The organism is Streptomyces sp. NPDC001851 (assembly GCF_040297165.1).
Classification (GTDB): Bacteria; Actinomycetota; Actinomycetes; order Streptomycetales; family Streptomycetaceae; genus Streptomyces.
This window is the reverse complement of record NZ_JBEOYR010000019.1, coordinates 142731-168500: the sequence shown is the minus strand read 5'-3', so window position 1 is coordinate 168500 and position 25770 is coordinate 142731. Positions and strand designations below refer to the sequence as shown.

The 25770-nt window shown below is 73.6% G+C and carries 23 protein-coding genes; 8 read left to right on the top strand and 15 right to left on the bottom strand.

The annotated features are described in order from the left end of the window. Positions 1-388: 388 nt before the first annotated feature. The 9 genes from ABT171_RS27110 to ABT171_RS27070 are packed head-to-tail and all read right to left on the bottom strand — an operon-like array spanning position 389 to position 10420. The gene (locus tag ABT171_RS27110) at positions 389-1819 is read right to left on the bottom strand and encodes a PfkB family carbohydrate kinase (RefSeq protein ID WP_351248164.1); all 1431 of its coding nucleotides are present in this window, start codon (positions 1817-1819) and stop codon (positions 389-391) included. Continuing rightward, complete coding sequence (locus tag ABT171_RS27105) at positions 1816-2517, bottom strand: D-sedoheptulose-7-phosphate isomerase (RefSeq protein WP_351248162.1); 702 nt, start codon at positions 2515-2517, stop codon at positions 1816-1818. The genes ABT171_RS27110 and ABT171_RS27105 overlap by 4 nt, the downstream gene beginning before the upstream one ends. Next, positions 2514-3746 carry a glycosyltransferase gene (locus tag ABT171_RS27100; protein ID WP_351248160.1) on the bottom strand — a complete coding sequence of 411 codons (1233 nt, stop codon included), beginning with the start codon at positions 3744-3746 and terminating at the stop codon, positions 2514-2516. The genes ABT171_RS27105 and ABT171_RS27100 overlap by 4 nt, the downstream gene beginning before the upstream one ends. Continuing rightward, positions 3743-4705 (bottom strand): glycosyltransferase, encoded by a 963-nt coding sequence (locus ABT171_RS27095; protein WP_351248158.1) that lies wholly within the window; start codon positions 4703-4705, stop codon positions 3743-3745. Before ABT171_RS27095 ends, ABT171_RS27100 begins: the two co-directional genes overlap by 4 nt. Further along, positions 4702-5712: a glycosyltransferase family 9 protein gene (locus tag ABT171_RS27090; RefSeq protein ID WP_351248156.1), complete on the bottom strand. Its 1011-nt coding sequence runs from the start codon at positions 5710-5712 to the stop codon at positions 4702-4704. The genes ABT171_RS27095 and ABT171_RS27090 overlap by 4 nt, the downstream gene beginning before the upstream one ends. Next, on the bottom strand, positions 5709-6758 hold the full coding sequence (locus tag ABT171_RS27085) for an HAD-IIIA family hydrolase (RefSeq protein ID WP_351248154.1): 1050 nt from the start codon (positions 6756-6758) through the stop codon (positions 5709-5711). Before ABT171_RS27085 ends, ABT171_RS27090 begins: the two co-directional genes overlap by 4 nt. Continuing rightward, positions 6755-7750 (bottom strand): glycosyltransferase family 2 protein, encoded by a 996-nt coding sequence (locus tag ABT171_RS27080; protein ID WP_351248152.1) that lies wholly within the window; start codon positions 7748-7750, stop codon positions 6755-6757. The genes ABT171_RS27085 and ABT171_RS27080 overlap by 4 nt, the downstream gene beginning before the upstream one ends. Further along, complete coding sequence (locus ABT171_RS27075) at positions 7747-9381, bottom strand: carbamoyltransferase family protein (RefSeq protein WP_351248150.1); 1635 nt, start codon at positions 9379-9381, stop codon at positions 7747-7749. The genes ABT171_RS27080 and ABT171_RS27075 overlap by 4 nt, the downstream gene beginning before the upstream one ends. A gap of 31 nt (positions 9382-9412) precedes the next feature. Continuing rightward, positions 9413-10420 (bottom strand): NAD-dependent epimerase/dehydratase family protein, encoded by a 1008-nt coding sequence (locus ABT171_RS27070; RefSeq protein WP_351248148.1) that lies wholly within the window; start codon positions 10418-10420, stop codon positions 9413-9415. A 381-nt stretch (positions 10421-10801) separates the two neighbouring features. Here ABT171_RS27070 and ABT171_RS27065 point away from each other — a divergent pair, with 381 nt between their 5' ends. Both ABT171_RS27065 and ABT171_RS27060 read left to right on the top strand, forming a co-directional pair. Continuing rightward, on the top strand, positions 10802-11695 hold the full coding sequence (locus ABT171_RS27065) for a polysaccharide pyruvyl transferase family protein (RefSeq protein ID WP_351248198.1): 894 nt from the start codon (positions 10802-10804) through the stop codon (positions 11693-11695). 544 nt (positions 11696-12239) lie between these two features. After that, positions 12240-12803, top strand: coding sequence for a hemerythrin domain-containing protein (locus tag ABT171_RS27060; protein ID WP_351248146.1), 564 nt, complete (start codon positions 12240-12242; stop codon positions 12801-12803). Positions 12804-12888: 85 nt separating this feature from the next. Here the strand turns inward: ABT171_RS27060 and ABT171_RS27055 are convergent, their stop codons facing one another. From ABT171_RS27055 to ABT171_RS27045, 3 genes are all read right to left on the bottom strand, one after another. Beyond that, positions 12889-13212: a DUF3040 domain-containing protein gene (locus tag ABT171_RS27055; protein WP_351248144.1), complete on the bottom strand. Its 324-nt coding sequence runs from the start codon at positions 13210-13212 to the stop codon at positions 12889-12891. Between the two features lie 115 nt (positions 13213-13327). Then, the gene (locus tag ABT171_RS27050) at positions 13328-13687 is read right to left on the bottom strand and encodes a hypothetical protein (RefSeq protein ID WP_351248142.1); all 360 of its coding nucleotides are present in this window, start codon (positions 13685-13687) and stop codon (positions 13328-13330) included. A gap of 259 nt (positions 13688-13946) precedes the next feature. Continuing rightward, the gene (locus tag ABT171_RS27045) at positions 13947-14588 is read right to left on the bottom strand and encodes a histidine phosphatase family protein (RefSeq protein WP_351248140.1); all 642 of its coding nucleotides are present in this window, start codon (positions 14586-14588) and stop codon (positions 13947-13949) included. Positions 14589-14915: 327 nt separating this feature from the next. Between ABT171_RS27045 and ABT171_RS27040 the strand changes: the two genes are divergently transcribed. Together ABT171_RS27040 and ABT171_RS27035 are read left to right on the top strand one after the other, a co-directional pair. Continuing rightward, positions 14916-15581: a response regulator gene (locus ABT171_RS27040; RefSeq protein ID WP_351248138.1), complete on the top strand. Its 666-nt coding sequence runs from the start codon at positions 14916-14918 to the stop codon at positions 15579-15581. After that, positions 15578-16684 (top strand): sensor histidine kinase, encoded by a 1107-nt coding sequence (locus ABT171_RS27035; protein ID WP_351248136.1) that lies wholly within the window; start codon positions 15578-15580, stop codon positions 16682-16684. The genes ABT171_RS27040 and ABT171_RS27035 overlap by 4 nt, the downstream gene beginning before the upstream one ends. Before the next feature lie 107 nt (positions 16685-16791). On the opposite strand, the gene ABT171_RS27030 is transcribed toward ABT171_RS27035, so the two are convergent. Then, on the bottom strand, positions 16792-17619 hold the full coding sequence (locus ABT171_RS27030) for an oxidoreductase (RefSeq protein WP_351248134.1): 828 nt from the start codon (positions 17617-17619) through the stop codon (positions 16792-16794). 96 nt (positions 17620-17715) lie between these two features. Beyond that, on the bottom strand, positions 17716-18138 hold the full coding sequence (locus ABT171_RS27025; RefSeq protein ID WP_351248132.1) for a hypothetical protein: 423 nt from the start codon (positions 18136-18138) through the stop codon (positions 17716-17718). Between the two features lie 316 nt (positions 18139-18454). On the opposite strand from ABT171_RS27025, the gene ABT171_RS27020 reads away from it, so the two are divergent. The 4 genes from ABT171_RS27020 (at position 18455) to ABT171_RS27005 (ending at position 24874) form a co-directional block, all read left to right on the top strand. Continuing rightward, entirely contained in the window at positions 18455-22525 is a 4071-nt protein-coding gene (locus ABT171_RS27020; RefSeq protein WP_503076740.1) for a beta-galactosidase, read from the top strand. A 276-nt stretch (positions 22526-22801) separates the two neighbouring features. Continuing rightward, entirely contained in the window at positions 22802-23794 is a 993-nt protein-coding gene (gene dhaK / locus ABT171_RS27015; protein WP_351248128.1) for a dihydroxyacetone kinase subunit DhaK, read from the top strand. A 67-nt stretch (positions 23795-23861) separates the two neighbouring features. Continuing rightward, positions 23862-24461: a dihydroxyacetone kinase subunit DhaL gene (gene dhaL, locus ABT171_RS27010; RefSeq protein ID WP_351248126.1), complete on the top strand. Its 600-nt coding sequence runs from the start codon at positions 23862-23864 to the stop codon at positions 24459-24461. 2 nt (positions 24462-24463) lie between these two features. Next, on the top strand, positions 24464-24874 hold the full coding sequence (locus ABT171_RS27005; protein ID WP_351248124.1) for a PTS sugar transporter subunit IIA domain-containing protein: 411 nt from the start codon (positions 24464-24466) through the stop codon (positions 24872-24874). A 23-nt stretch (positions 24875-24897) separates the two neighbouring features. Here the strand turns inward: ABT171_RS27005 and ABT171_RS27000 are convergent, their stop codons facing one another. Beyond that, entirely contained in the window at positions 24898-25599 is a 702-nt protein-coding gene (locus ABT171_RS27000) for a glycoside hydrolase family 75 protein (protein WP_351248122.1), read from the bottom strand. Between the last annotated feature and the right edge of the window lie 171 nt (positions 25600-25770).

Sequence of the window (25770 nt, the reverse complement as noted above, 5' to 3'; positions counted from 1 at the left end):
GTGCGCGGACCCGGACCAGCGCGGTGCGGCGGCCGCCGAGGGCCGCCCCCGGCGGGCCGGGCACCGCCCCCAGCCGGGACCGCCGTGCGGACCGCGCCGGGGCGGGGAGCCGCGCAGAGCGAGCCCGCCCACCGGCGTACGGCATACACCTGGCCCCCAGGACGGCCAGGCACCGCGAACAGGCCGCCCACCGACGTACGGCGGACGCCGGGCGTCGGCCCCGGCCGGCCAAGCAGCGCCCGGACAGCCACGGCACCCGCCGTACCGACCAGGCCGCGGGGACGGCCGAGCAGCGCGCGGAGGCCTGCGCCGGGGCGGGGCGGTCGGGCGCTGTCGAGAGGCCATGCCGTGCCGTGCGGTACTCGCCGGGGTGCGGGGTGTCCGGGGATCACCTGGGGGTTCCTCCCGTGGGGGCCGGGGACTGGGCGGCTCGGTGGGCCAGGGCGGTGGTGGAGCGGCCGTCGAGGTAGGGCAGCAGCAGGACCTGGCCGCCCCAGCTCTCCACGAGGGGCTGTTCGGGGAGTTCGGTGCGGGCGTAGTCGCCGCCCTTGGCCCAGATGTGCGGGCGGAGTTCGCCGAGGATGCGTTCGGGCGTGTCCTCGTCGAAGACGGCGACCGCGTCGACGCACTCCAGGGCCCGTAGCACCCGGACCCGGTCGGGGGCCGGGACCAGGGGGCGGCCGGTGCCCTTGCGGCGGCGCACCGAGTCGTCGGAGTTGATGCAGACGATCAGGCAGTCGCCGGCCCGGCGGGCTGCCTGGAGGAGGGCGACGTGCCCGGCGTGCAGCAGGTCGAAGCAGCCGCCCGCGGCGACGACGGTGCCGCCCGCGGCCCGGACCCGGGTGGCCGTGCGCACGGCGTCCGCCGTGGTGTCCCCGGAGGGCGGGACCGCCTCGGGAGCGTCCGCCCGGTCCGCGGTGGCGACCGCGCGGGCACCGCCCTCGGCGACGTAGCGGGTCGCGGCGTGGACGGCGGCCTGCACGGCGGCCTCGGTGAGCGCGCCGTCGGCGAGCAGGCCGGCGGCCGCCGCGGCGAACCGGTCGCCCGCGCCGCACGGGTCGCCCGCCGCGGCGGCCGGGGTCGGTACCAGCAGCGGTGTCTCGCCGTGGGAGAGCAGCGCGCCGCGCTCGCCCAGGGTCACGGCGACGGCCCGGGCCTGCCAGGCACGGACCAGGGTGCGGGCGTCCCGGGCGGCGGTGCGCAGTCCGGCCTCGTCACCCGTCCCGTCGGCGTCGTCCAGCCTGCGCGCGAAGGCGCGGGCCTCCTGCGCGGACGGCGTGGCCAGGCGGACGCCGGGGACCGGGGGCCGGCCGCGCACATGGGGGTCCCAGACCACGGGGGTCCGGGTGGCGGCGGTGGTCAGGGCCGCGCGCAGGACGTCGGCGGTGCCCCGGCCGTAGTCGGCGACCAGAACGCCGTCGGCTCCGGTCACGGCGGCCTCGGCGGCCCCCGTCGCCGCGCGGGCGCGTCCCTCGCCGTCGTCGAGGCGGAGCAGCGGCCGGTCCCCGGCCATGACCCGGGTCTTGCTGCTCAGGGTGCCGTCCAGCGGCACCTCGACGAGGTCGACGCGGCCGGACAGCAGCTCGCGCAGGGTGTCGCTGGCGGGGTCGTCGCCGAGCGCGGTGACGAGCGTGACCGGGCGGCCGTCGGCGGCGGCGAGGCAGGCGGCGAGGGCCGCGCCGCCCGGGCGGGAGCTGCGCCGGGTGCCGTGCACCACCGGCACGGGGGCGTCCGGGGCCAGCCGCTCGGCCCGGCCGCACAGGTCGTGGTCGAGCAGTGCGTCGCCCACGACGACCAGGGGGGTGCGCGAGCTGTTCATGCGTGCCCCTTCCTGGGGGCCATGGGCGTGCCGTCCACGGACCGCCCGACCGTGCGGGCCCGGCCGACGAGCCGGCCGACGACCCCCGGCCTGCCGTCCGCGCCGCCGGACCCGGTGCGCCCGGCCTCCCCGCGCTCCAGCGCGCTGTCGAAGGCCTCGCAGAGCATGTGCACGGCCACCAGGTGGAGTTCCTGCACGGTGGCGGCGGCCGGCGTGTCCACGCACAGCGCGTCGTCCGCGCCGAGCTGGAGGGGGTTGGGGGCCCGGCCGGTCAGCGCCCACACCGTCATGCCGAGCCGGTGCGCGCAGTCGGCGGCGGCCAGCAGGTTGGCGCTCGCGCCGCTGGTGGACAGCAGCATGAGCACGTCTCCCGGGCGGCCGTGGGCGGCGGTCTGCCGGGCGAAGATCTCCTGGACGCCGTAGTCGTTGGCGATCGCGGTCGTGGACGAGGTGTCGGCGTGCAGGGCGAGGGCGGAGAACGGCGGCCGGTCGTCGCGGTAGCGGCCGACGAGTTCGGCGGTCAGGTGCTGGGCCTGCGCCGCGCTGCCGCCGTTGCCGGCGACGAGCAGCCGGGCCCCGGAGCCGAGGCGGCGGGCGAGTTCGCCGCCCCACCGCTCGATGAGGGAGCCGTGCTCACGGAACGCGTCCAGGGCCTTGGCGAGGTCGTCGCAGTGCGTGGTGTCGTGGACGGTCTTCATCGGACGACTCCCGAGAGCGAGGGGGCCGAGGACACGGCGCCGTACACCGCGGCCACGCCGTCGGCCACGCGGTCCCAGGTGTAGTGGGCCAGCACCCGCTGCCGGCCGGCGGCGCCGTACCGGGCGAGGCGGACGGGGTCGGCGAGGAGCGAACGGACGACGGCGCCGAGGTCGTAGTCGTCGTCGGCCGGCACCAGCACGCCCGTGGTGCCGTCCACGACCGTGTCGAGCTGGCCGCCGACCGCGGTCGCGACCACCGGCGTGGCGCAGGCCATGGCCTCCAGCGGGACGATGCCGAAGGGCTCGTAGCGGGGCAGCGACAGCACGAGGTCCGCGCCGGCCATCAGCCGGGGCATCCGGGCCCGGCTGATCCCGCCGAGCAGGGTGACGCGGTCGCTGACGCCGTACTCGCCGGCGATGGCGTAGAGGCGCTGTGCCTCGGGTTCGGCGCCGAGCAGATCGGCCTCGGGGCCGCCCGCGATGAGCAGTTCGGCGTCGGGGATGCCGGCCAGGGCGCGGATGGCGCGGTCGAAGCCCTTGCGGGGCACCAGCCGCCCGACGGACAGCAGCCGCCTGCGGGCACCGGCCGGGCGGGGGCGGGCGGCGGGCGCGAACTGGTCGGGGTCGACGCCGCACGGTACGACGCTCATCCGGTCCTCCGGCAGGCCCATGGCCTTCAGCTCGCCGACCTCGTCGCTGCAGGTGGCGATGATCCGCGCGCACTCGTGGCCGACGGCCTCCTCGATGGCGAGGCGCTGCGGCGGGCTGGTGTCGGCGGCGCCCTGGTAGCGCTTCTTGACCGTGCCCAGCGCGTGGTAGGTCTGCACGACCGGTATGCCGAGGTCCCGGGCTCCGGCGAGGGAGGCGAGGCCCGACATCCAGAAGTGGGAGTGCACCACGTCCGGCGGGCGCTGCGACCACTGCCGGGCCAGGAACGCCCCGAACTCGCCCATGTGCGGAAGGAGTTCGTCCTTGGGGACGGGGGCGGGCGGCCCGGCGGGCACGTGCACCACCTGCACCCCGTCGATCAGGGTCACCCGGTCCGGCAGGCCCGCCGAGTCCCGCCGGGTGTACACCGTGACCCGGTATCCCTTTCTGGCGAGCTGCCGGGCTACCTGCGCCACGTACACGTTCTGGCCGCCGGCGTCCGGTCCGCCGAGCGCGGCCAGCGGGCTGGCGTGCTCGGAGACCATGGCGATGCGCCCGGCCGTGTGCGGAATGCGGCTCATCGGGTGACCTCCTTGATCAGGCGCTCCCAGTCGTCCAGGAAGCGCCGCTCTCCGTAGCGGGCCTGGGCCGCGGCCCGGGCCGCCGCGCCGGTGCGGCGGGCGAGCCCGGGGTCGGCGAGGAAGGCCCGTACGGCGTCCTCCAGTACGTCGAGACGGTTCGAGACCACCCCGGCGCCGTCGGGTACCGCTTCCCGTACCTCGGTGGTGCCGAGGGCGACCACCGGCATGCCCAGGAACATCGCCTCCAGCAGGGACAGTCCGAGCGAGGTCCAGCGCACGGGGTGCAGATAGAGCCGGCAGCGGGCCATCTCCCGGTGCAGCGCGTGCTGGGGCAGGTCGCGGGTGCGGCAGCGGTCGGGGGGCAGGCCGAGGTGTTCGGCGAGCCCTTCGGTGCGCATGCCGAAGACGTCCAGGGGTGCGCAGCGGGCGAAGCGGGGCAGTAGATCCGTGCCGGTGGTACGGCCCCTGCGCACGGGCTCGTTGACCACGACGGCCGCGCGGCGCTCGGTGCCGGTCCAGCGGTGGCCGGGGTCGATGATGCCGTGTTCGACGACCTCGGTGGGGGCCTTGCCGTTGTCCCACATGAGCCGGTTGAAGTGGGTGACGTGCACGATCGGGATCTGCGACTGTCCGGCCAGCGGGTGCGGTTGGCGCTCCGGGGTCTCCTCGGGGCTGTTGTGCTCGACGTACACGGCGGGCACGTCCACGCCGGGACGGCGGCCGGTCCAGCGCGGGGCCAGGTCGAGTTCGTGCGGCCGTTGCAGCACCATCAGGTCGATGTCGCGGTCCCCCAGCTCCTTCGGGGTGCACTCCTCGACGGCCTGGGGCCAGTCCCAGGTGACGGCACGGCCGAGTCCGTCGGGGCCGCGGTCGTCGGTGACCGGGACCAGGTAGGTGTGCGGGCCCTGCACGAAGGCGGTGAGCCACGATCCGTGCACGTGCCAGACGAGGATGTTCATGAGTGCCGCTCCTGGATGAGCTTGTGCACCGCGCGCACCACGTCCTGGCCGGTGACCTCGTCCAGGCAGGGGTGTCCGGGCACCGGGCAGATCAGCGCCCTGGTGTCGGCGCACGGCGCCGACTGGTCGCCGAGCAGGATGGTGGGGACGCCGTACGGGGCCCAGCGCTCGGCCGGGACGACGGGCGCGAACAGCGACACGACCGGGGTGCCGACGGCGGCGGCGAGGTGGGCGGGGCCGGTGTTGGCGCTGACCACGACGTCGGCCATGCGCAGCACGCCCGCGAGGGTGCGCGGGGAGGTCCGCCCGCCGAGGTCGACGCCCACGTCCCCGCTCACGCTCCGGGTGAGCACGCGCTCGTGCGGGCCGCCGGTGACGACCACGCGGTGCCCGGCGTCGGTGAGCAGGGCGACCGCCTCCGCGCACCGGTGGGGGTTCCAGGCGCGGGCGGGCGTGCTGGCGCCGGGGTGCAGGACGACGTACGGGCCGTTGCCGGTGAGGCCGCTGGTGTCCGGTGGCGGGAGCACGCGCAACCGTCCCTCGTCGCCCGGCGGGAGCCGGAATCCCATCGCGGCGGCGGTGTCGAGCGCCGCCTCCGCCTCGTGGCGGCCCGGCAGCCGCCGGTGCCGTACGTCGAGCAGTCGTCCGGGGTGGTCGAAGCTGTCGGCGCCGATCCGGCCGACGCCGGCCAGCCGCAGCAACAGTGCGGTGGGCAGCGGGCTCTGGTGGAAGGAGGTGAGGACGAGCGCGGCGTCGAAGGCTTTCGCGCGCAGCCGGGCGAGGAGGTCCTCGACGTCCTCCGGGCTCACCTCGGGCGGGTCGAAGCCCTCCCAGGGCGCCTCCCACACCAGCACCTCGTCGGCCCCGGGCAGCAGTCGGGCCGCATCCGCGCCACGCGGGCCGCACAGCACGGTGACGTGCGCGCTGTGCGCGGCGACGGCACGCACGGCCGGCCCGGCGAGCAGCACGTCCCCGAAGCTGTCGAGCCGCACGACGAGAGCCTTCACGCCGACCGCCTCCTCCCCGGGAACGGCCCGCCCGACTGGACCGTCCGCACACCGCCCCGGGCCGCCAGGTCCCGTTCGGAGGGCCGGGTTCGGCCAAGGACCGCAGCGTCCCGTTCGGAGGGCGAGCTTCGGCCGAGGACCGCCACGTCCTGTTCGGACGGCCGGGTTCGGGCCGAGGCCGTAGCGTCCTGGCCGGACGGCCAAGTCCCCTCGGGAGCCGGAGCCGCAGCGTCACGCGAAGACGACCGGCCCTGAACCACCGCCTCCCACTCCGCCGGCCGGCCTCGGACCCAGGCCGCCGTCTCCTGCCCGGACGGGCTCAGCCCGGCCGGGCCCATCGCGTCCGGCGAAGGCGACCCCGTCCGGCCAGGACCCCGCGTGTCCGGCGAAGACGGCCGTGCTCCGGCGGGCAGCGCCGCCTCCCCGCCCGGCGACCGCCGCCCGGCCGAACCCGTCGCGCCCTGCGACGACGACCGCACCCCACCAGGACCCGGCGTGTCCGGCGAAGGCGACCGTGTCCCCGCTGCGCCGGTGAGCGCCGCGCGCACTGCGGTGAGCAGGTCAGGGGCGCTCTGGTCGGCGAAGCGCTCGACCTCCGCGGGTGCGGTGGCCGCGTTCGGTACGAGCACCCCGTGGGCGCCCGCCGCGCGCGCGGCCAGCACGTCGGCGGCGATGTCGCCGACCACCAGGCACTCGGCGGGCGCCACCCCCAGCCGGGCCGCGGCCGCGAGTACCAGGCCCGGTCGCGGCTTGCGGCAGTCGCAGCCGGCGTCCGGGGTGTGCGGGCAGAACTCCCAGGTGTCCAGGCCGCCCAGCAAAGTGTCGACGCGCTCGTTGACGCGGCGTACGTCGTCCTCGGTGAGCAGACCGCGTCCGATGCCGGACTGGTTGCTGACGACACCGGTGGCGAGGCCGCGGGCGCGTGCGAGTGCGACGGCGGCCGCGGCGCCGGGCCGGAGCCGGACACGGTCGGGGTCGGGGTTGTAGGGCACGTCCTCCACGAGGGTGCCGTCGCGGTCGAACAGGATGGCGGAGACAGGATTCACCCGGTACCCCCCAGCGGTCGTGCGTGCCGGTGGCGAACGACTCCGCGCAGCCAGTGCCGTACGGCGAGGGGCGGTATGAGGAGGCTGGTGCCGAGCATCCCGGCGGTCTCGCGGGCCGTACGGGGGCCGGGCAGGATGCGGGCCAGGGCGAACTCGGCGGTGCCGAGCGTCCACAGCGCCGCGCAGGCGGTGGCGGCCCTGCGGCGGCCGGTCAGCGCGCAGGCGGCCGTGGCGAGGGCGGCACCGGTCACCGCCAGGTGGCGGGGCAGCCGGCCGCGGGGCGCCCGCGCGCGGTCCCACCAGTCGCGCCCGTGCAGCCGGTTCATCAGCGCGTCGTCGGCGTTGCCGCGCTGCGCGGGCAGCGAGGCCCACCAGTGCGCCGGGCGGACCGGGTGCCGGGTGATCCGCCTCCCGCGGATCAGCGACCAGCCGGCCCGCTGGACGCGCAGGGCGAGGTCGGCGTCCTCGCGGAAGGCACGCCGGAAGCGTTCGTCGAAGCCGCCGACCCGGGCCAGCGCGTCGGTGCGGTACGCCATGTCGGCGGTGGCCCAGGCGGCGTTCTCCAGGCCCTTGGTGTTGCGTTCCCAGTCCGTGGGCCGGCGGTCCGGGGGCAGGGGGACACGCAGCTGTCCCTGGATGCCGCCGACCTGCTCGTCGGCCTCCCGCAGGTCCTCGGCGAGCAGCCGGGACCAGTCGGGCAGCACCTGGACGTCGTCGTCGAGGAAGACCGTCCAGGGGGTCTCGACGGTGCGCCAGCCGGCGTTGCGGGCCGCGGCCGGGCCCTTGCCGCCGGTGCGCAGGATCCGCACCCGGTCGAGCAGCGGCCCGGCCGCCCGCAGCGGCAACTCGCCGTCGGGCGCGGGCCGGTCGTCCACCACGATCACCTCGTGCGGCGGCTGTCCCGCGGCCTCGGCGAGCGCGCGCAGGCACTCGGCGAGGCAGGGGCGGCCGATCGTCGGGACGACGACGGTGTAGGCGGGCGCACCGGTCATGCGAACGCCTTCCCCCGGCGGATGGCGAACGGCCCGAGCACCAGCAGGTCCACGGGTGCGGAGCCGAAGCACTCCAGGGCGTCACGCGGGTCGTCGACCATGGGCCGGCCGGCGGTGTTCAGGCTGGTGTTGACGACCACCGGCAGCCCGGTGCGCCGCTCGAACCCGTCTATCATCCGTGCGACCAGGGGCTCTTGGGCACGGTCGACGGTCTGAATGCGGGCCGTGCCGTCGACGTGGACGACGGCCGGGATGCGGTCCCTCCAGCCGGCGGCCACATCGTGCACGAACAGCATGTGCGGGCTGGGCAGCGGCCCGTCGAAGATCTCGGCGGCGCGCTCGGCGAGCACCATGGGGGCGACCGGCCGGAACTCCTCGCGGCCCTTGACCGCGTTGAGCCGTTCCAGGTTGTCCGCCCTGCCGGGGTGGGCGAGCAGTGAGCGGTGGCCGAGGGCACGCGGCCCGTACTCGCTGCGGCCCTGGAACCACGCCACGATCCCGTCGGCGGCCAGCGCCTCGGCGGCGGTCTCGGCGATGTCGGCGGGCTCCTCGTACGGTACGGCGGCCCGCTCCAGCCACGCCCGCAGCTCGTCGTCGGCCCACCCCCGGCCGAGCGCGGCGGTCGGCATCGGCTCCAGGGTGTCCTTCTGGCCGGCGACATGCGCGGCCGCGCCCAGGGCCGTACCGGCGTCTCCGGCGGCGGGCTGCACCCACACGTGCCGGAAGCCGCTCTCGCGCCACAGCCGGGTGTTGGCGACGCAGTTCAGGGCGACACCGCCGGCCATGGCGAGCGCGTCCTCGCCGGTGCGTTCGCGCAGCCAGCGGGCGAGGGCGAGCATGGCCTCCTCCAGGCACAGCTGGGCGCTGGCGGCGAGGTCGGCGTGGTGCTGGCTCCAGGTTCCGCCGGCCGGGCGGGGCGGGACGAGGTCGGCCCAGGGGACGGGCCGGGCACGGAAGCCGCCCTGCGCGTCGGCCCGGACGTACTCCCGCAGCCGCTCGGCGAAGCGCGGGGTGCCGTAGGAGGCGAGGGCCATCACCTTGAACTCGTCGCTGCTGCGCAGGAAGCCGAGGTGCTGGGTGAGGTCCTCGTAGAACAGGCCGAGGGAGTCGGGCAGTTGCTGGGTGCCGAGGACCGTCAGTTCGCGGTTGGTGTAGCGGCCGGCCAGGTGGGAGCCGCACTCGCCACGGCCGTCCAGGACGAGGACTGCGCAGTCCGGGTACGGCGAGACGGGCCCGGCGGAGGCGGCGTGGGCCACGTGGTGCGGGACGAACCTCACCTTGGCCGGGTCGAGTCCGGGCAGGGCCTCGGCGAGGAAGTTGGGGGCCTCGCGGGCGTACTGCTGACGCAGGTGGTCCCAGGGATCGGCCAGCCCCATCTGCTCGGCGGGGCGGGCGAGTGCGGGGTCGTAGGAGTAGGCGACGGCGTCCAGGTCGGACGGGGTGAGGCCGCCCTGCTCCAGGCACCAGCGGGCCGACTGTTCGGGGAGTTCCCAGGCGGAGAAGGGGACGGGCCGCTTGCCGTGCTTGCGGCGCGAGAACCGTTCCTCCTCCGCCGCCGCCACGATCGTGCCGTCGGTGATCAGGGCGGCGGCGGGGTCGTGGAAGAGTGCGTTGATACCGAGGACGTGCATGCGCTGCTCCAGTGCGGCGGGCGGTCGGGGGTCAGGACTGCGGTGCCGGGTCCTCCTCCCGCGGGACCGGTTCGGGGGGCCGGGCGGCGAAGTAGGCGATGGTCTGCTTCAGGCCCTCCTCCCAGGGGACCTGCGGCGACCAGCCGAGCAGTTCGCGCGCGAGGGTGGTGTCGGGGCGGCGCCGGCCGGGGTCGTCGACGGGCCGGTCTATGAAGGCGATCGGGGAGCGCGAGCCGGTGAGGGCGACCACCCGGCGGGCCAGGTCGGCGACGGTGATCTCGTCGCTGCCGCCGATGTTCACGGGCCGCACGGACCGGCTCGCGGCGACCCGGAGGATGCCGTCGACGGTGTCGTCCACGTAGCACAGCGAGCGGGTCTGGCTGCCGTCGCCGGTCACGGTGAGGGGCTCCCCGGCCAGGGCCTGGCAGATGAAGGTGGGCACCGCGCGGCCGTCGTGGGCCCGCATGCGCGGCCCGTAGGTGTTGAACAGCCGCACGATCCCGGCGTCGGTGTCCCTGCTGCCGGCGTGCGCGGTGACCAGGGCCTCGGCGAACCGTTTGGACTCGTCGTACACACTGCGCGGACCGACGGGGTTCACATTGCCCCAGTAGCCCTCGTGCTGCGGGTGCACCAGCGGATCGCCGTAGACCTCCGAGGTGGAGGCGAGCAGGAAGCGGGCGCCGTCACGTTCCGCGATCGTGAGCGCGTTGCGGGTGCCCAGGCTGCCGACGTCCAGGGTCTCCAGCGGCAGGCGCAGGTAGTCCGCGGGCGAGGCCGGGCAGGCGAAGTGCAGGACCAGGCCGTACGGCCCCGTCAGCGACTGCACGCAGTCGGGGTCGGAGACGTCGCAGTACACGTACCGGAAACCGGGCCGCTCCTCAAGCTGGGCGACGTTCTCGCGCCGCCCGCAGGCGAGGTTGTCGGCGCAGTCGACTTCGACGCCCGAATCCAGCAGGCTCTCGCAGAGATGGGAGCCGAGGAAGCCGGCGCCGCCCGTCACGAGGGCGCGCCGCCAGGAAAGCGGTGTGTCACCAGTCATGGGGGCCATTCCTTCGTCCACGTCGTCGCGCCCGTGTGGAACGCTCCTGGCCGGGCCGTCGCAAGGCGCCTGCCTGGGCGTTCGGCGCGTACCGCGTCGCCGGGCCGATCTCGTCGGCCCGCTGGGGAAGCACGGGGAGAAAACCCGAGAGGAATCAGTGATCTCTGGGCAGGGCACGGGTCCCGCTGGTCCGGAGGACCGCCCTGCTCGGCCGCCACTGGCTGGACGGCACTGGCAGGCTGAGTGCCCCTGCCAGTTGGTTTCACACGTTGGATTCTTATTGTCCGGAAGCCCGGGTACTCGCGCGACTTCGACGGCGGTCCATGGGCGGACGGCTGGGGAAGAGGCGCACAGCCGGGCAGGAAAGGGCTGGTGAGGGACATGGACGACGACCTCACGGCCGGCTTGCTGCGCATGGTGCGCGGGTCCGGCCGGCCTCCCGGGCGGGTGCTGCTGACGGGCTGGTTCAGCTTCTGGGACGGAGAGGCGACGGCCGGGGACACGCTCGCGCAACGCCGGGCGTCGGCCGCGCTGACCCGGGCGGGCATCCCGCACGACACGGCGTGGAGCCCCGGCTTCCGTCCCGGCGCGCTCTCCTTGGAGGCGGCGCGGCCGGAGGCGTACGACACCGTGCTGTTCGTGTGCGGTCCGGTGCACGGGCCGCAAGTCGCCGGGCTGCATGCCAGGTTCGGGACTTGTCGGCGGCTCGCCGCCGGAGTCTCGGTCGTCGATCCGGCGGATCCCGCGGTCACCGGTTTCCACGAGATCGTCGCCCGGGACGGCACGGCGGCCCCGGCTCGGCGCGACCTGGCGGCAGCGGCCCCGGCGGGCCCGCTGCCGCCCGTGGCGGGGGCGCTGCTCTCCCATGGGCAGGGCGAGTACGGGGCGCGCCGCAGGCACGAGGAGGTCAACGCGCGGCTCACCCGCTGGCTGTCCGGGAAGGACTGCGCCCGCGTGGCGGCCGACACCCGGCTGGCCACCGACGACTGGCGGCTGTGCGCGACGGCCGAGCAGTTCCTCGCCCTGGTCTCCCGTTTCGACGTCGTCGTCACCACCCGGCTGCACGGCCTGGTGCTGGCCCTGCGCACCGGCACCCCGGTGATCGCCGTGGACCCGGTCGCGGGCGGCGCCAAGATCACCGCGCAGGCGCGGGCGCTGCGCTGGCCGGCGCTGGTGGACGCGGGGGCGCTCAAGGAGGAGTTGCTGGACCACTGGTGGTGGTGGACGCTGTCGGAGGCGGGCCGGACGGCCGCGGCACGCCACGCGATGCGCTGACGTCGGCCACCGAACGCGCGCACAGCCACCGCAGCCGGACCGGACGGCCACGGCCGTCGCGCCCCCTTCACTCGCTGCGCCGACTTGACGGCCCCCGCCGGACTGGACGACCGCGGCCCGCTCACGCGATACGCCGACCCGAAGGCTGCCCGAGCCCGCCGGACCGTCGCATCCCACTGCCGTCATGCACAAACCTGGCGGCCGCCCAAACCGGACCGCACCACCGCAGCCCCGCACACTCGACACACGACCCGGCAGCTGCCCAAGCCTTACGGCACCCGTCGCAGCCTGGCTGCTCGACAGGCCGGTCCGACGACTGCCCGAGCCCGCCGGGCCCCGCCTCCCACCGACCTCATACCCAGACCCGTCGGCCGCCCAAGCCGGACCACACCGCCGGCTGACCGAGTCCGCCGGACGGGTGCGGTCGGACACCCGATGCGCTGACCGGCGCGGGCGAGCCGTGTAGCGCGTCGCGCGCGGGGCACTCGACGCGGCGACGGCAGGCCGTCATGGGCCGCCGCGATGTCTCCCAGGAGGTAACGACATGGGTCACGGCGGAAACGTCATCCAGGAACTGACGACCGACCACCGCGAGGTCGAGGAGATCTTCGGCCGTATCGAGGCGCTGCCGCCCGGCTCCAAGGACCGCAAGAACCTCGCCGACCAGGCCACGATCGAGCTGGTGCGCCACTCGGTCGCGGAGGAGGCCTATCTGTACCCGGCGGTGCGCGAGCACATCTCCGGCGGGGACGCCCTGGCCGACAAGGAGCTGGAGGATCACGCCAAGGCCGAGCAGCTCATGAAGGACCTGGAGGGCCTGCAGGCGGACGATCCGCGGTTCGACACGTTGATGGCGCAGCTGATGAGCGAGATCCGCTCGCATGTGACGGACGAGGAGCAGAACCTCTTCCCGCGGCTGGCGGGCGCCTGCCCCGCCGATGCGCTGATGGACCTGGGCGACAAGGTGCGCCGGGCGAAGAAGATGGCGCCCACGCGCCCGCACCCGTCCGCACCGGACACTCCCCCGGCCAACAAGCTCCTGGCCCCGGGCGCCGGCCTGGTGGACCGCATGCGCGATGCGCTGACGGGTCGGGGCAAGAAGAGCTGAGAGCAGCGGCTGGCGAAAGCAGGACCCCGGCTCGGCAGGGCCGGGGTCCTTCCGGGCCGAGCCGGGGTCCTTGCGGGCCGAGGAGTCACCCGTTCCCCGTGTGGGACCGAAGGCGCGCCGTGCGGCGGAGGAGGCGGACGGCCTGGAGGACGGTCAGGGGCCACAGGAGAGCGAAGCAGCACAGCAGCGCGGGGTCCGAGGTGCGGATGCCCATGACGGCCACGAACGCCGAGGCGATGCCCAGCAGGAGTACGGCCACGTGCAGCCAGGCCCTGCGATGACCGTCCCCCATGCGGTGCGCGAACCGGCGGTCCTGCCGGAGGTCGGTCTCGATCTGCAGCAACACCAGCCGTTCGCGCAGCGACAGCCGTACCTCGTCGTGCATCTCCCACATCTCCCAGTCGTCCACGGCAACGGCACCTCCTCCGCCGATCGGCGGCTTCCGTCCCCGGACGCCCGAGTTCCCCCGACGGCCCGGCCGATGCGGTCCGCGGTCGCCCCGCGCCCCGCACCCCGGGCAGCTGTCACCCAGCGGGCCTGAACAGCACCGACCGGAAGTGCAGTGTGTCCGGGGCCCCGGGGGCATCGGGTGCGAGGGTCGTCCTGGTGCCCTCGCAGTCCCTGCCCTCGTACACATCGGCGTAGGCGTCGGTGACGTTGTGCGGGGCGTCCGCATAGGTGCCCGAGTCCGTGGAAGACCCCAGTTCAGGAACGTTGACGCACTCGTTCAGGGCCGGGTCTTCCAGCGTTCCGGCGTGATGGCCGCCCGCCTGTACGAAGCCGTAGTCGAATGCGCCGTCGGCCCCCGCGTGCGCGGATGCGGAGACGGAGAGGACAAGGGTGACAGCACTCGCGAGGGAGAGCAGCGCGGTGCGCAGGCGCATGGGGTTCCCTTCGGGGGTGGGTCCGGGCCGGTCTTCCCATGGTGCGGGTGCCCCGCCCGGAAACTCGCCGGCAGCGCTGTTCAGGGGCCCATTCCACTCTCGGGGGTGAAGGCACGGTGATCACCGTGAGGAGTGGTGTCAGTGCTCGGCCCAGGCCAGAGGATCGAAGCGCGGGCGATCACGGTCGGACGGCTTGCGTCCCCGCATGGGCGAAGGACGAGTGCCGGGTGTCCGCCGGGCGCGCCTGCGGCGTGGTCGGCTACCTGGTCAGGGGTGCCTGAGCCGCACCGGGCCGGCCCTGGGCGGCGTCGGACAGCGGCCGACGCTTGGGTGCGGGGAAGATGGTGGCCGGCTGGATGCTCCAGGCGGCACCGCGACGCGTGAGGCAGACGGCGTGCCGGGGCGATATCCGGAGTTGCCAGAAGGCGCGTGCGGGTGCGGACAGGCCGTGGACGAGGAGGGCCCGCCAGACGGCCGGTTCGGCGATGGCCACGGCGTGGCCGGTGCCGGCGGGCAGGCCGTCGAGCCAGAGCGCGGTCCGGTGGCAGAGCCGGCGTATGGTTTCGCCGCCGTGAGGTGCGGCATCCGGGTCGGTGAGCCAGGCACTGTATCCGTAGGGGTCCGCGGCGACGATGTCGGCCGCGGTGCGGCCGCGCCATGCGCCGTAGTCCAGGTCGCGCAGGGCGGGCTCCGTTGTGGCCCGCAGTGCGAGGGCTGCGGCGGTTCGTGCGCAGCGGCTCGTGGGCGACCGCATGGCCGAGGTGCCGGGGCCCAGCGTCGTCAGGACGGTGCCGGCCACGTCGATGCCGGTTGCCCCGTCGGTGTCGCGGTCACCGGGCAGCGGGTGCCCGAAGGGCGCGTCTGCGGGGTGCGCGCACACCAGTGTCAGGCTGATCGTCATGCGGCTGCCCTCCTCATGCGGCCCGGCGTGACACCGCCGGGGTGCGACACCGCCAGGGCGATGCCGCTGGGCCGTCGTGCCGGCCCCCGTGCGGCGGCGGCGAACGGTCGCCGACCGCCACCCGCGCCACCTCGGTCCGACTCGTTGCGTTCCACGTGCTCCAGGGTCCGTGCACCCGGTTGCCGTAACCATCCGGCAGCAGGCCGGAGCGTCCCCGCCGACCGGCCGGTACCGGTCCCGCCACCCGGCCGGTCATCCGTCTCGGGGCGCGGGGCGCGGCTCGGCGTGGTACGACGGACGGTGATCCGACGGCGAGTGGGAGCGTGCGTGGTCCGGGTACTGGTGGTCGACGACGAGGCCCTGATCCGTACGGGCTTCCGGTGCATCCTGGACGCGGCGGACGATCTGGAGGTCGTGGCGGCGGTCCCCGGCGGGGAGGCGGTGCGGACGGCGCGGGAGATGCGCCCGGACGTCGTACTGCTGGACATCCGCATGCCGGACGTGGACGGACTGTCCGTCCTGGCCGAGCTGCGCCGGCTCCCGCAGCCTCCGGTGGTGGCCATGCTCACGACGTTCGACATGGACGAGTACGTGGCCACGGCCCTGCGCTGCGGGGCGGCGGGGTTCCTGCTGAAGGACACCGACCCGGAGCAGCTGCCGTTCCTCGTGCGCGCCCTGGCCGACGGGGGAACCGTCCTGTCGTCCAAGGTCACGCGGACCGTCGTGGACGGATACCTCGAAGCCAGCTGCCAGGGAACCGTGCCCCGCGGCCTGGACCGGCTGACCGAGCGCGAACGCGCCGTGCTCGTCCTGATCGCCGAGGGACTGTCCAACGCGGACATCGCCGCCCGGATGCACCTGGGCACCGGCACGGTGAAGGACCATGTGAGCGCCATCCTCACCAAGCTGGAGGTCGGCAGCCGCGTCCAGGCGGCCCTGGTCGCCGAACGCGCCGGACTGCTCAGACCGTCCCGAGACCTGGAGCCGGGATGACGCCCCGCCGCCTGGCCGGCGCACTGCGTGATGCCGGCTTCGTCGGCGCCGCACTGCTGGACGTGTGGGTGCATGTCGGTGTGGACGAGCCGCTGCGCATGGGCTTGGCCCTGGCCGCTGCCTGCCTGCTCCTGCTGCGCCGGCGCCGACCGCTGCTCACCTTTCTGCTCACCGTGCCCGCCGTCCTGCTGTCGGACGCGACCTTCGCCGCGCTGGCGGCGCTGTACACCCTGGCGACGCGCACCCGGAGCCGGATGCTGCTGGCCGCGTGTGCCATGGCCTACACGCTCTGCGACATGACCTCCTGGTCGCCGCCGCCGCATCTGGATCTGTGGACCGCCTCGGCGTTGATCACTCTGGGCTACACCGCGGCGACGGCTGCGGCGCCCGTCTTCCTGGGGCAGCTGGTTCAGGCTCGGTGTGATCTGTCGCTGCGGCTGGCCGAGATCTCGCAGGCCCGGGACCACGAGCGGCGGCTGAGCGCACAGGCCGTCCTGGCCGAGGAGCGCGCGCAGCTGGCCCGCGAGATGCACGATGTGGTCGCCCACCAGGTGAGCCTGATCGCGGTGCGGGCGGGTGCGCTGCAGGTCGGCACGCGGGACGCCGGAGCGAGGGAAGCCGCGGCCACCATCCGGCGGCTGAGTGTGCAGACGCTCGACGAGCTGCGGCACATGGTCAACGTCCTGCGTGACTCCCACAGCCGCCCCAGGGAACTGACTCCGCAGCCTTCCCTGGCCGATCTGCGGCGGCTGATCGACGCCAGCGGAATCGACACCGACCTGACGACGGATCTGCCCGCCGACCTTCCGCCGGCTGTGCAGCGCGCCGTCTACCGCACCGTCCAGGAAGCGCTGACCAACGTGCGCAAACACGCACCCGGTGCCACCGCCACCGTGCACGCCCGCTGCAAGGGCGACGTCGTTCGTGTCACGGTCGGCAACAGCGTGCCGACCCGGCCCGCCCTGCCCCTGCCCAGCGCGCACTACGGCCTGGTCGCCCTGCGACAGCGGGCCGCCCTCCTCGGCGGCACCGTCACGTTCGGCCCCACCGCCGACGGCGGCTGGGAGGTCCTCCTGGAACTCCCGGTCCAGCCGGCATCGTGACGTCGGAGCCCGGTGGGAAAGCACGACCGCCGCGTCCGTGGGCCTGAACCGGAGCAGCTGTGGGCCCAGGGTGAACCGGCTGCGTGACCGCCGGCTGTCCCGGAGACTCAGATGCCGGTGGAGAGCGCTACGTGCCGCCATTCATCGAGTTCACGTCGCACCAGATCCAGCTTCGCCTCGACGCGCTCGACCGCGTCCGCGCCCAACTGCAGGCGCAGCGGAGGCTGCGCGGCCTCGGTGACGTCGACGATGGCCTTCGCTCCCTTCACCGGATCCCCTGGCTGGCGGCCGTCGTTCTCGGCCAGTGCCTCGCGCACTGGTCCGGCACCGGCGACGTAGTCCCCGATCGAGGCCGGTTCGACCTGGATGCTTGAGCTGTTGAGGAAGTCGGTGCGAAACCCGCCCGGCTCCACGATGGTGACGCGGACGCCCAGCGGTGCCAACTCACCGTGCAGTGCCTCGGAGATGCCCTCGACGGCGAATTTGGACGCGCCGTACAGGCCGACGGCCGGAGCGGTGGCGAAGCCGCCCACGGAGCCGATGTTCAGGACGTGCCCGGACCGCTGGGCCCGCAAGGTCGGCAGGGTCGCCCGCAAGGTGTTGAGCACACCGAAGACGTTGACGTCGAACAGATCCCGGGCCGCCTTGTCGGAGACCTCCTCGACCGCGCCCACGAGGCCGTATCCGGCGTTGTTGACCACGATGTCGATCCGGCCGAACCGCGCCAGACCGGCATCCACCGCGGCCGTCAACTGCCCCGGTTCGGTCACGTCCGCACTCACCGCCAGCAATCCGTCCGGCTTTTCCGGATACGCCGCAAGCACCGCCGACACGTCCCTCGCCGTAGCGATCACGCCATGTCCTCGGTCCAGCGCCTCACGGGTGATCTCCGCGCCGAGTCCACGCGACGCACCGGTGACAAACCACACGCTCATTGCTCTCCCCTGTTCCGATCGCCCGATGGGCCAACAGCTCGACGCTACAAGTTGGAGTCGGGTCTAGATCAATGGCTGTGTGACGGAGGTCAGCGCCTACCGCGGGGCGGACTTCCTCACCACGGGGGCGGTCACGGGCCGGCCCGTGGCTCCGTCGATGATCGTGCGCCCGCCCAGGGACCGCGTCAACGTCACCTTGAGCGGAACGAGTTCGACGTTGGCGGTGCACACCTGGCCCGGGTCCTGTCGGGTAACGACCTCGATCGTCAGGGTCAGCGCGGCAGTCGCCTCCCGGGCGGAGAGGCGGGGTGTCAGACAGCCGCCCCCTGTCGCCCCGACGGACACAGTACGTCCGTCTTGGCTGACGGAGATCGGACGCACCGGAGAGAACGGCTGGGTGTCGCCCTGGACGGTCGGAGCCGTCGGGACGCCGCCCTGCTCGATGGCCTTGCCTGACTTCTCTGCTGTGCCGCACGCGCCGAGCGTTGCGGTGGCAGCAGCGACGAGGAGTACGGTCACGGTTCGTCTCATCATGCCTGTGGGACGGAGACGAGCCCTGCGAGGTTCGCCACTGGCCCGCCCGCCACGGCCGGCCGTGTCCACGGTTTCCGGGCCGCCCCCGCCAACTCAGCGGTGTCTCCCGCCCCATTGTGTTGAGCCTTGCGCCCCTTTACTGTTCGACTTTGCCTGAGTCTGTTGGATGTTGATTGCTCAGGCGGTATTGGAGGCCGCAGTGCGGAGTGATCGGATCGGTTCAGTAGCTGCGAGACCCGGTAGCCGTCGGCGGTGGAGGGCGGTCCTCGCGACGGCCGCGACCATCGCCCTGGCCACGGGCGTGACCGCGCCCGCCGCGGCGCAGGACGGCGGCGGGCAGGCACCCGCCGCCGCGTCCGCCGCCAGCCCGGGGGCGCGCACGGTGACTTTCGACGGCTACTCGTTCCTCGTCGACGGCAGGCGCACCTACCTGTGGTCCGGCGAGTTCCACTACTTCCGGCTCCCCAGTCCGGACCTGTGGCGCGACATCTTCCAGAAGATGAAGGCCGCCGGGTTCAACGCCACCTCGCTGTACTTCGACTGGGGTTACCACTCGCCGAAGCCGGGTGTGTACGACTTCAGCGGGGTGCGTGACGTCGACAAGCTGCTCGACATGGCCCAGGAGGCCGGGCTCTATGTGATCGCGCGCCCGGCGCCGTACATCAACGCGGAGGTGGACAGCGGCGGTCTGCCCGGCTGGCTGACCACCAAGCCCGGGCACAACCGCAGTGACGACCCGCAGTTCCTGAAGTACGCGGACGAGTGGCTGACGCAGATCGACCGGATCATCGCCCGCCACCAGCTGACCAACGGCACCGGGTCGGTCATCGCCTACCAGGTCGAGAACGAGTACTACAACGGCTCGGCCGCCGGCCGCTCCTACATGAAGCACCTGGAGGACAAGGCCCGCGCCGACGGCATCACCGTACCGCTGACCGGCAACAACAACGGCACCTTCAACTCCGGTACCGGCGCCCTGGACGTCGACGGACCGGACTCCTACCCGCAGGGCTTCAACTGCTCGAACCCCGCGAAGTGGAACGGCGTACCCGACATCAGCTACGACCACCCGGACGGCAGGCCGCTGTACTCGCCGGAGTTCCAGGGCGGCGCCTTCGACCCCTGGGGCGGTCCGGGCTACGACAAGTGCGCCCAGCTGATCAACGACCAGTTCGCCAACGTGTTCTACAAGCAGAACATAGCCGTCGGCGCCACCGCACAGAGCTTCTACATGACCTACGGCGGCACCAACTGGGGCTGGCTGGGCATGCCGGAGAACTACACGTCGTACGACTACGGGGCCGCGATCCGCGAGAACCGCCAGCTCGATCCGAAGTACTACGAGGACAAGCTGATCGGGTACTTCACACAGTCCGTGGCCCCACTGACCAAGACCGAGGCGATCAGGGCCACTCCGCCGGACGACTCCGCGGTCGTCGACACCGCCCGGATGAACCCGGACACCAAGACGCAGTTCCATGTGCTGCGGCACGGCGACTCCACGTCCACGGCGGTCGACAAGACCCACATCTCGCTGGACCTCAACGCCCAGCCGTCCGCGGACACCACCTACACCTGGGACGACCCCGACTCCGCGCTGCAGTACACCGGTTCGTGGTCGCACATGGCCGACCAGAGCTACACCGGCGGCGACTACAAGCACACCGAGTCGTTCTCCAACAAAGCCGGTGACTCGGTCACCGTTCCCTTCGACGGCACCGCGATACGCTGGATCGGATCGAAGACCAGCAACCACGGCTACGCCGACGTCTACCTCGACGGCACCAAGGTGGCGACGGTGGACGACTCCGGCGGCGAGAACCAGGCGGTGATCTTCCAGAAGACCGGCCTGACGCCCGGAGCGCACACGCTGAGGATCGTCGTCAGCGGGAGCCACAGCTCGGGCTCGACGGACAACTACGTGTCCATCGACGCCATCGACGTGCCGACGGCGGCCACCGCGACGCCGACGTACCCGGTCGTGCCGCAGCAGCCGGGCACCGCGATCACCCTCGACGGACGCGACTCGCACGTGATCGTGGCGAACTACCGGCTCGGGAACGCGCAGTTGCAGTACTCGACCTCGGAGATCATGACCCACGCGGCCATCGGCGACCGGGACGTCGCCGTGCTCTACGGCGACCCGGGCAGCGACGGCGAGACCGTGCTGCGCTACTCGTCCAAGCCCACCGTGACCAGCAGCGGCGGCAGGGTCACGACCACCTGGGACGAGGCCACCGGTGACCTGCGGCTGAACTACACGCACAAGGGCCTGCTCCGCATCAGCGTCAGCGGCGGCGGAAAGCGCCCGCTGCTGCTGCTCGTCGGCGACAAGGCCACGGCGGAGACCTTCTGGCGTCAGGACACGGCGACCGGGCCGGTGCTCGTGCGGGGCACCCACCTGCTGCGGACGGCGACCAGCCCGGACGACGGCCGCACCCTGGCGCTCACCGGCGACAACGCCGACGACGAGAACATCGAGGTGTTCACCTCCGCCGACCACCTCACCTGGAACGGCAGGGCCTTGGGCACCCGGGCCACCGGCACCGGAAGCCTCATCGGGAAGATCCCGGTGGCCGCCCCGGTCCACCTGCCGGCACTGACCGGCTGGAAGCACGCCGAGGAGTCCCCCGAAGCCGCCCCCGGTTTCGACGACACCAGCTGGCAGGTGGCCGACAAGACCACCACCAACAGCGTCTCCGGCGCCGACTCGCTGCCGGTCCTCCACGCGGACGACTACGGGTTCCACACCGGCAACACCTGGTACCGCGGCCGCTTCCGCGCCACCGGCAAGGAGACCGGCATCCGCCTGGTCTCGGACTCCGGCGGCAAGGCGCAGGCGTTCTCCGCCTGGCTCAACGGCACCTTCCTGGGCAGCTCCACCACGGGCGGCGCCGACCTCACCTTCCCCGCCGGCTCGGTGCAGCCGAAGGGCGACAACGTCATATCCGTGCTCACCGTGAACATGGGCCATGAGGAGGACTACAACTCCACCAACGGCAACAAGGCCGCGCGCGGCCTGACCAGCGCCTCCCTCGTCGGGGCGCCGCTGACCCCGGTCACCTGGCGGCTGCAGGGCGTACGGGGCGGCGAGGAGCTGCAGGACACGGTGCGCGGCCCGCTCTCGACGGGCGGTCTGTACGGCGAGCGGGCCGGCTGGTCCCTGCCGGGCTACCCGGACGGCACCTGGAAGGGGGTGTCCCTGCCGACGACCGACACCCGTCCCGGGGTCTCCTGGTACCGCACCGACGTCAGCCTGGACCTGCCGCACGGCCAGGACACCTCGCTCGGGCTGACGTTCACCGACGACCCGCGACGCAAGTACCGCGCCACGATCTTCGTGAACGGCTGGCAGGTCGGCAACTACGTCAACTACCTCGGCCCGCAGCACACCTTCCCGGTCCCCAACGGCATCCTGGATCCGAACGGCCGGAACAGCATCGCCATCGCCGTGTGGAACCTCGACGGCAGCACCGGTGGGCTGGGCAGGGTCTCGCTCACCGACTACGGCAGCTACGCCTCGTCGCTGCGCGTAGGGCAGAACGACAGCCCCCGCTACGACCACCGGAAGTACGCGATGCCGAAGCGTCCGGGAGCGGATGTCACCCTGGGCGTGCCGGACACCGCTCGGCCGGCACAGGCCTTCACGGCCGAGGCGACGGTGCGGGTGCCCAAGGACGAACCGTCCGCCTCCCGGCTGACGGCCTCGCTCTCCGCGCCCGACGGCTGGACCGTGGCTGCCACGAGCCCCGCGTCGGTCGAGCGCGTGCGGCCCGGCGGTTCCGCCGCCTTCACCTGGAAGGTCCAGCCGCCGGCCGGGAAGCTGCCCTCCGCCTCGGCTCTCGCCGCCACCGTGCACTACCTGCAGAACGGACGGCGGGCTGCCGGCGGTGACGAGCGCATCGTCGGCGGGGTCCCGCCGGCTCCACCGGCCGGCAGGAGTGCCGTGAGCGACCTGCCGTTCCTCTCGTCCACCAACGGGTGGGGGCCCGTCGAGCGCGACAGCAGCGTCGGTGAACAGGCGGCCGGGGACGGCCGTGCGATCAGCATCGCCGGTGCCGGTCACGCCAAGGGCCTGGGCACCAACTCGGTCAGCGACGTCGCGCTCTACCTCGCCGGAAAGTGCTCCCGCTTGACGGCGGACGTGGGTGTCGACGACGAGACCGGCGGTGCGGGAACGGTGACGTTCTCGGTGATCGCCGACGGCAGGACCCTGACGACCACGCCGACGCTCCGCGGCGGACAGGCCGCGGCGCCGGTCGACGTGGACGTCAGCGGCGCCCAGGTGGTCGACCTCAAGGTCGGTGACGCCGGCGACGGCAACGGCGACGATCACGGCGACTGGGCGACGCCCACGCTGACGTGCGGCTAGACGTGCGGCTGGGCGTGCACTGACGGACGCCTGCGACAGCGGATACATGGGGTAGCCGGAGGCTACGCTCCGTACGGCCGCGCTGTCGCAGGTGACCTTCGCTGGTGCAAGGCCGATACTTCCAGTAGACGGGGCGGGCGGCCGCCTCCACGAGGCGGCCGTCAGCACCTGACGTCCCGTCACCGAAGTCGGCCATGAGTCGGCGACAGTCCCGCCGCAACCCGCCTCCGACCGCAACGGACCGCCAAGATCGAGAACCGGAACGAGGAGATACCGATGAGGATGCTGATCAACGTGCCGGAGACCGTCGTGGCGGACGCGCTGCGCGGGATGGCGGCCGCGTATCCGGATCTGACCGTGGACGTGGAGAACCGGGTGATCGTCCGGAGGGACGCCCCGGTGGCCGGGCAGGTCGCGCTGGTGTCCGGCGGCGGGTCCGGGCACGAGCCGCTGCACGGCGGGTTCGTCGGCCCGGGCATGCTCTCCGCCGCCTGCCCCGGAGAGGTGTTCACCTCGCCGGTGCCGGACCAGATGGCGCGCGCCGCGGCCGCCGTGGACAGCGGCGCCGGGGTGCTGTTCGTCGTGAAGAACTACACCGGTGACGTGCTGAACTTCGACATGGCCGCCGAACTCGCCGAGGACGAGGGCATCCAGGTCGCCAAGGTGCTCGTCAACGACGACGTGGCCGTCACCGACAGCCTGTACACCGCCGGCCGGCGCGGCACCGGCGCGACCCTGTTCGTGGAGAAGATCGCGGGCGCGGCCGCGGCCGAGGGGCAGCCGCTGGAACGCGTGGAGGCCATCGGCCGCCAGGTGAATGAGAACGCGCGCAGTTTCGGCGTGGCGCTCAGCGCCTGTACGACCCCGGCGAAGGGCAGCCCCACCTTCGAGCTGCCGGACGGAGAGCTGGAGTTGGGCATCGGCATCCACGGGGAGCCGGGCCGGGAGCGGCGCCCGATGATGACCTCAGGGGAGATCGCCGACTTCGCGGTGAACGCGATCCTGGAGGACATGCCCCCGCGCAACCCCGTACTGGTGCTGGTCAACGGCATGGGCGCCACCCCGCTGCTGGAGCTCTTCGGTTTCAACGCCGAGGTGCAGCGGGTCCTGCGCGAGCGCGGCGTCGCCGTGGCCCGCACGCTCGTCGGCAACTACGTCACCTCCCTGGACATGGCGGGCGCGTCGGTGACACTCTGCCAGGCCGACGAGGAGCTGCTGCGGTTGTGGGACGCGCCGGTGAAAACCCCGGCGCTGCGCTGGGGGATGTGATACGGCGGGAGAGGCGAACCTCACCCGTGGGACGCAGGTCAGCATCCCTACCACGCAAGGAGATCCAGTGCTCGACGCCGACTTCTTCCGCCGTTGGATGGCGGCGACCGCCGCGTCCGTCGACCGTGAGGCGGAGCGGCTCACCGCCCTCGACTCGGCCATCGGGGACGCCGATCACGGCAGCAACCTGCAGCGCGGTTTCACGGCCGTGCGGACCGCTCTGGAGAAGGAGGCGCCGGACACCCCGGGGGGCGTACTGACCCTGGCCGGGCGGCAGCTCATCTCGACGGTCGGCGGTGCGTCCGGACCGCTGTACGGCACGCTGCTGCGCCGCACCGGCAAGGCGCTCGGCGATGCGGCCGAGGTCAGCACGGAGCAGCTGGCCGAGGCGCTGCGCGCGGGTGTGGAGGGGGTGATGGCGCTGGGCGGGGCGGCCCCCGGCGACAAGACCATGATCGACGCCCTGGCGCCGGCCGTGGACGCGTTCGGTGGCGGCTTCGCCGCCGCGCGGGCCGCCGCCGAGGAGGGCGCGGTGGCCACCACGCCGCTGCAGGCCCGCAAGGGCCGGGCGAGTTATCTCGGTGAGCGCAGCATCGGCCACCAGGACCCGGGCGCCACCTCGTCGGCGCTGCTGATCGCCGCGCTGGAAGAAGCGGCGGAGGGCTGACGGTGAGTGACGAGAAGCTGGTCGGTATCGTGCTCGTGTCGCACAGCGCGGAGGTGGCCGCCTCGGTCGCCGAGCTGGCGAAGGGGCTGGCGGGCGGGGCCGCGGCGGTGCCCGTGGCCACGGCGGGCGGCACCGAGGGCGGCGGGCTCGGCACCAGCGCCGAGCTGATCTCCGCCGCGGCGGCCTCGGTCGACCGGGGCGCCGGGGTCGCGCTGCTCACCGATCTCGGCAGTGCCGTGCTCACCGTGAAGGCGCTGATCGCCGAGGGCGACGAACTGCCGGACGGCTCACGGCTGGTGGACGCGCCCTTCGTCGAGGGTGCGGTGGCCGCCGTGGTCACCGCCGCCACCGGCGCCGGCCTGGACGCGGTCGAGGCCGCGGCGAAAGAGGCGTACGGCTACCGCAAGGTCTGATCGCGCCTCGGGGGACGCGCTGGTCACCTGTCCGCGACGAACAGTCTGGCCAGCCGCACTCCCGCGGCCGCCGCCGCGGCGTCGTCGTCGATGTGGTCCACGCGCGAGTTCCTGAAGACGATGTAGGTGACCCCGGAGGGCGCCCCGCCGCCGCGCGGGTCGGCCCGGATGCCGAGGCGCCGGGCGGTGGCGTAGGAGGCCTCGCCGATGAGGTCGCGCGGACCGGTGTCGGCGACCACGGCGTACTGCACCCGGTCCCGGTAGACGACGGCGGCGATGGAGCCGCCGCGTACGCCGTCCTTGCCGGGGTCCCAGATACGGCTCGCGGCCGGCACGACGATGTAGGGCAGCGTCTCGGCGTTCAGGTGGCGGCCGTCGGGCGGTTCGTAGGCGGTCGCGTCGGAGAACTGCGGGTCGGTACGGCGGTTGCAGCGGGCGGTGGACTGTCCGTCGCAGTCGACGTCCAGGTCGGCCTTCCAGTAGACGGCGTCCCGGGTACCGCAGACGGGGACGTTCGCGGGGCTGTCGGTGTCGGTGCGGTACCGGCCCCGGGAGATCTGCCGGCAATCCCCCAGCCGGGCCAGCAGGTCGGTGGCGGCCACGGCGCCCCCGCCACGGGCCGTGGACCGTTCCCCGGGCGGGAGGGCGGCCGCCGGGACGGGCAGCGCGGCCGGGGCGAGCAGGGTGGCGCCGGCGACGGCCAGCGTCAAGGACGGGACACGCACGATGAGGACCCTCTCGACGGGGACGGGCGGACACCCAGCACACTGTGGTGCGCGTACACGGCCCCGGCGGTCCGGGCCACTCCGAAGCGGCCGGATGGAGCACGCTTATGACACCCGGTGAGGGACAACTCCACCAGTCGGCCCAATGCACGGCGACCACAGGGGCCGGGT

Excerpts from the sequence above, each read along its gene's own strand:
- ABT171_RS27110 (WP_351248164.1), bottom strand. The coding sequence starts at position 1,819 with ATGAACAGCTCGCGCACCCCCCTGGTCGTCGTGGGCGACGCACTGCTC.
- ABT171_RS27105 (WP_351248162.1), bottom strand. The coding sequence starts at position 2,517 with ATGAAGACCGTCCACGACACCACGCACTGCGACGACCTCGCCAAGGCC.
- ABT171_RS27100 (WP_351248160.1), bottom strand. The coding sequence starts at position 3,746 with ATGAGCCGCATTCCGCACACGGCCGGGCGCATCGCCATGGTCTCCGAG.
- ABT171_RS27095 (WP_351248158.1), bottom strand. The coding sequence starts at position 4,705 with ATGAACATCCTCGTCTGGCACGTGCACGGATCGTGGCTCACCGCCTTC.
- ABT171_RS27080 (WP_351248152.1), bottom strand. The coding sequence starts at position 7,750 with ATGACCGGTGCGCCCGCCTACACCGTCGTCGTCCCGACGATCGGCCGC.
- ABT171_RS27075 (WP_351248150.1), bottom strand. The coding sequence starts at position 9,381 with ATGCACGTCCTCGGTATCAACGCACTCTTCCACGACCCCGCCGCCGCC.
- ABT171_RS27070 (WP_351248148.1), bottom strand. The coding sequence starts at position 10,420 with ATGACTGGTGACACACCGCTTTCCTGGCGGCGCGCCCTCGTGACGGGC.
- ABT171_RS27065 (WP_351248198.1), top strand. The coding sequence starts at position 10,802 with ATGGACGACGACCTCACGGCCGGCTTGCTGCGCATGGTGCGCGGGTCC.
- ABT171_RS27060 (WP_351248146.1), top strand. The coding sequence starts at position 12,240 with ATGGGTCACGGCGGAAACGTCATCCAGGAACTGACGACCGACCACCGC.
- ABT171_RS27050 (WP_351248142.1), bottom strand. The coding sequence starts at position 13,687 with ATGCGCCTGCGCACCGCGCTGCTCTCCCTCGCGAGTGCTGTCACCCTT.
- ABT171_RS27045 (WP_351248140.1), bottom strand. The coding sequence starts at position 14,588 with ATGACGATCAGCCTGACACTGGTGTGCGCGCACCCCGCAGACGCGCCC.
- ABT171_RS27035 (WP_351248136.1), top strand. The coding sequence starts at position 15,578 with ATGACGCCCCGCCGCCTGGCCGGCGCACTGCGTGATGCCGGCTTCGTC.
- ABT171_RS27030 (WP_351248134.1), bottom strand. The coding sequence starts at position 17,619 with ATGAGCGTGTGGTTTGTCACCGGTGCGTCGCGTGGACTCGGCGCGGAG.
- dhaK (WP_351248128.1), top strand. The coding sequence starts at position 22,802 with ATGAGGATGCTGATCAACGTGCCGGAGACCGTCGTGGCGGACGCGCTG.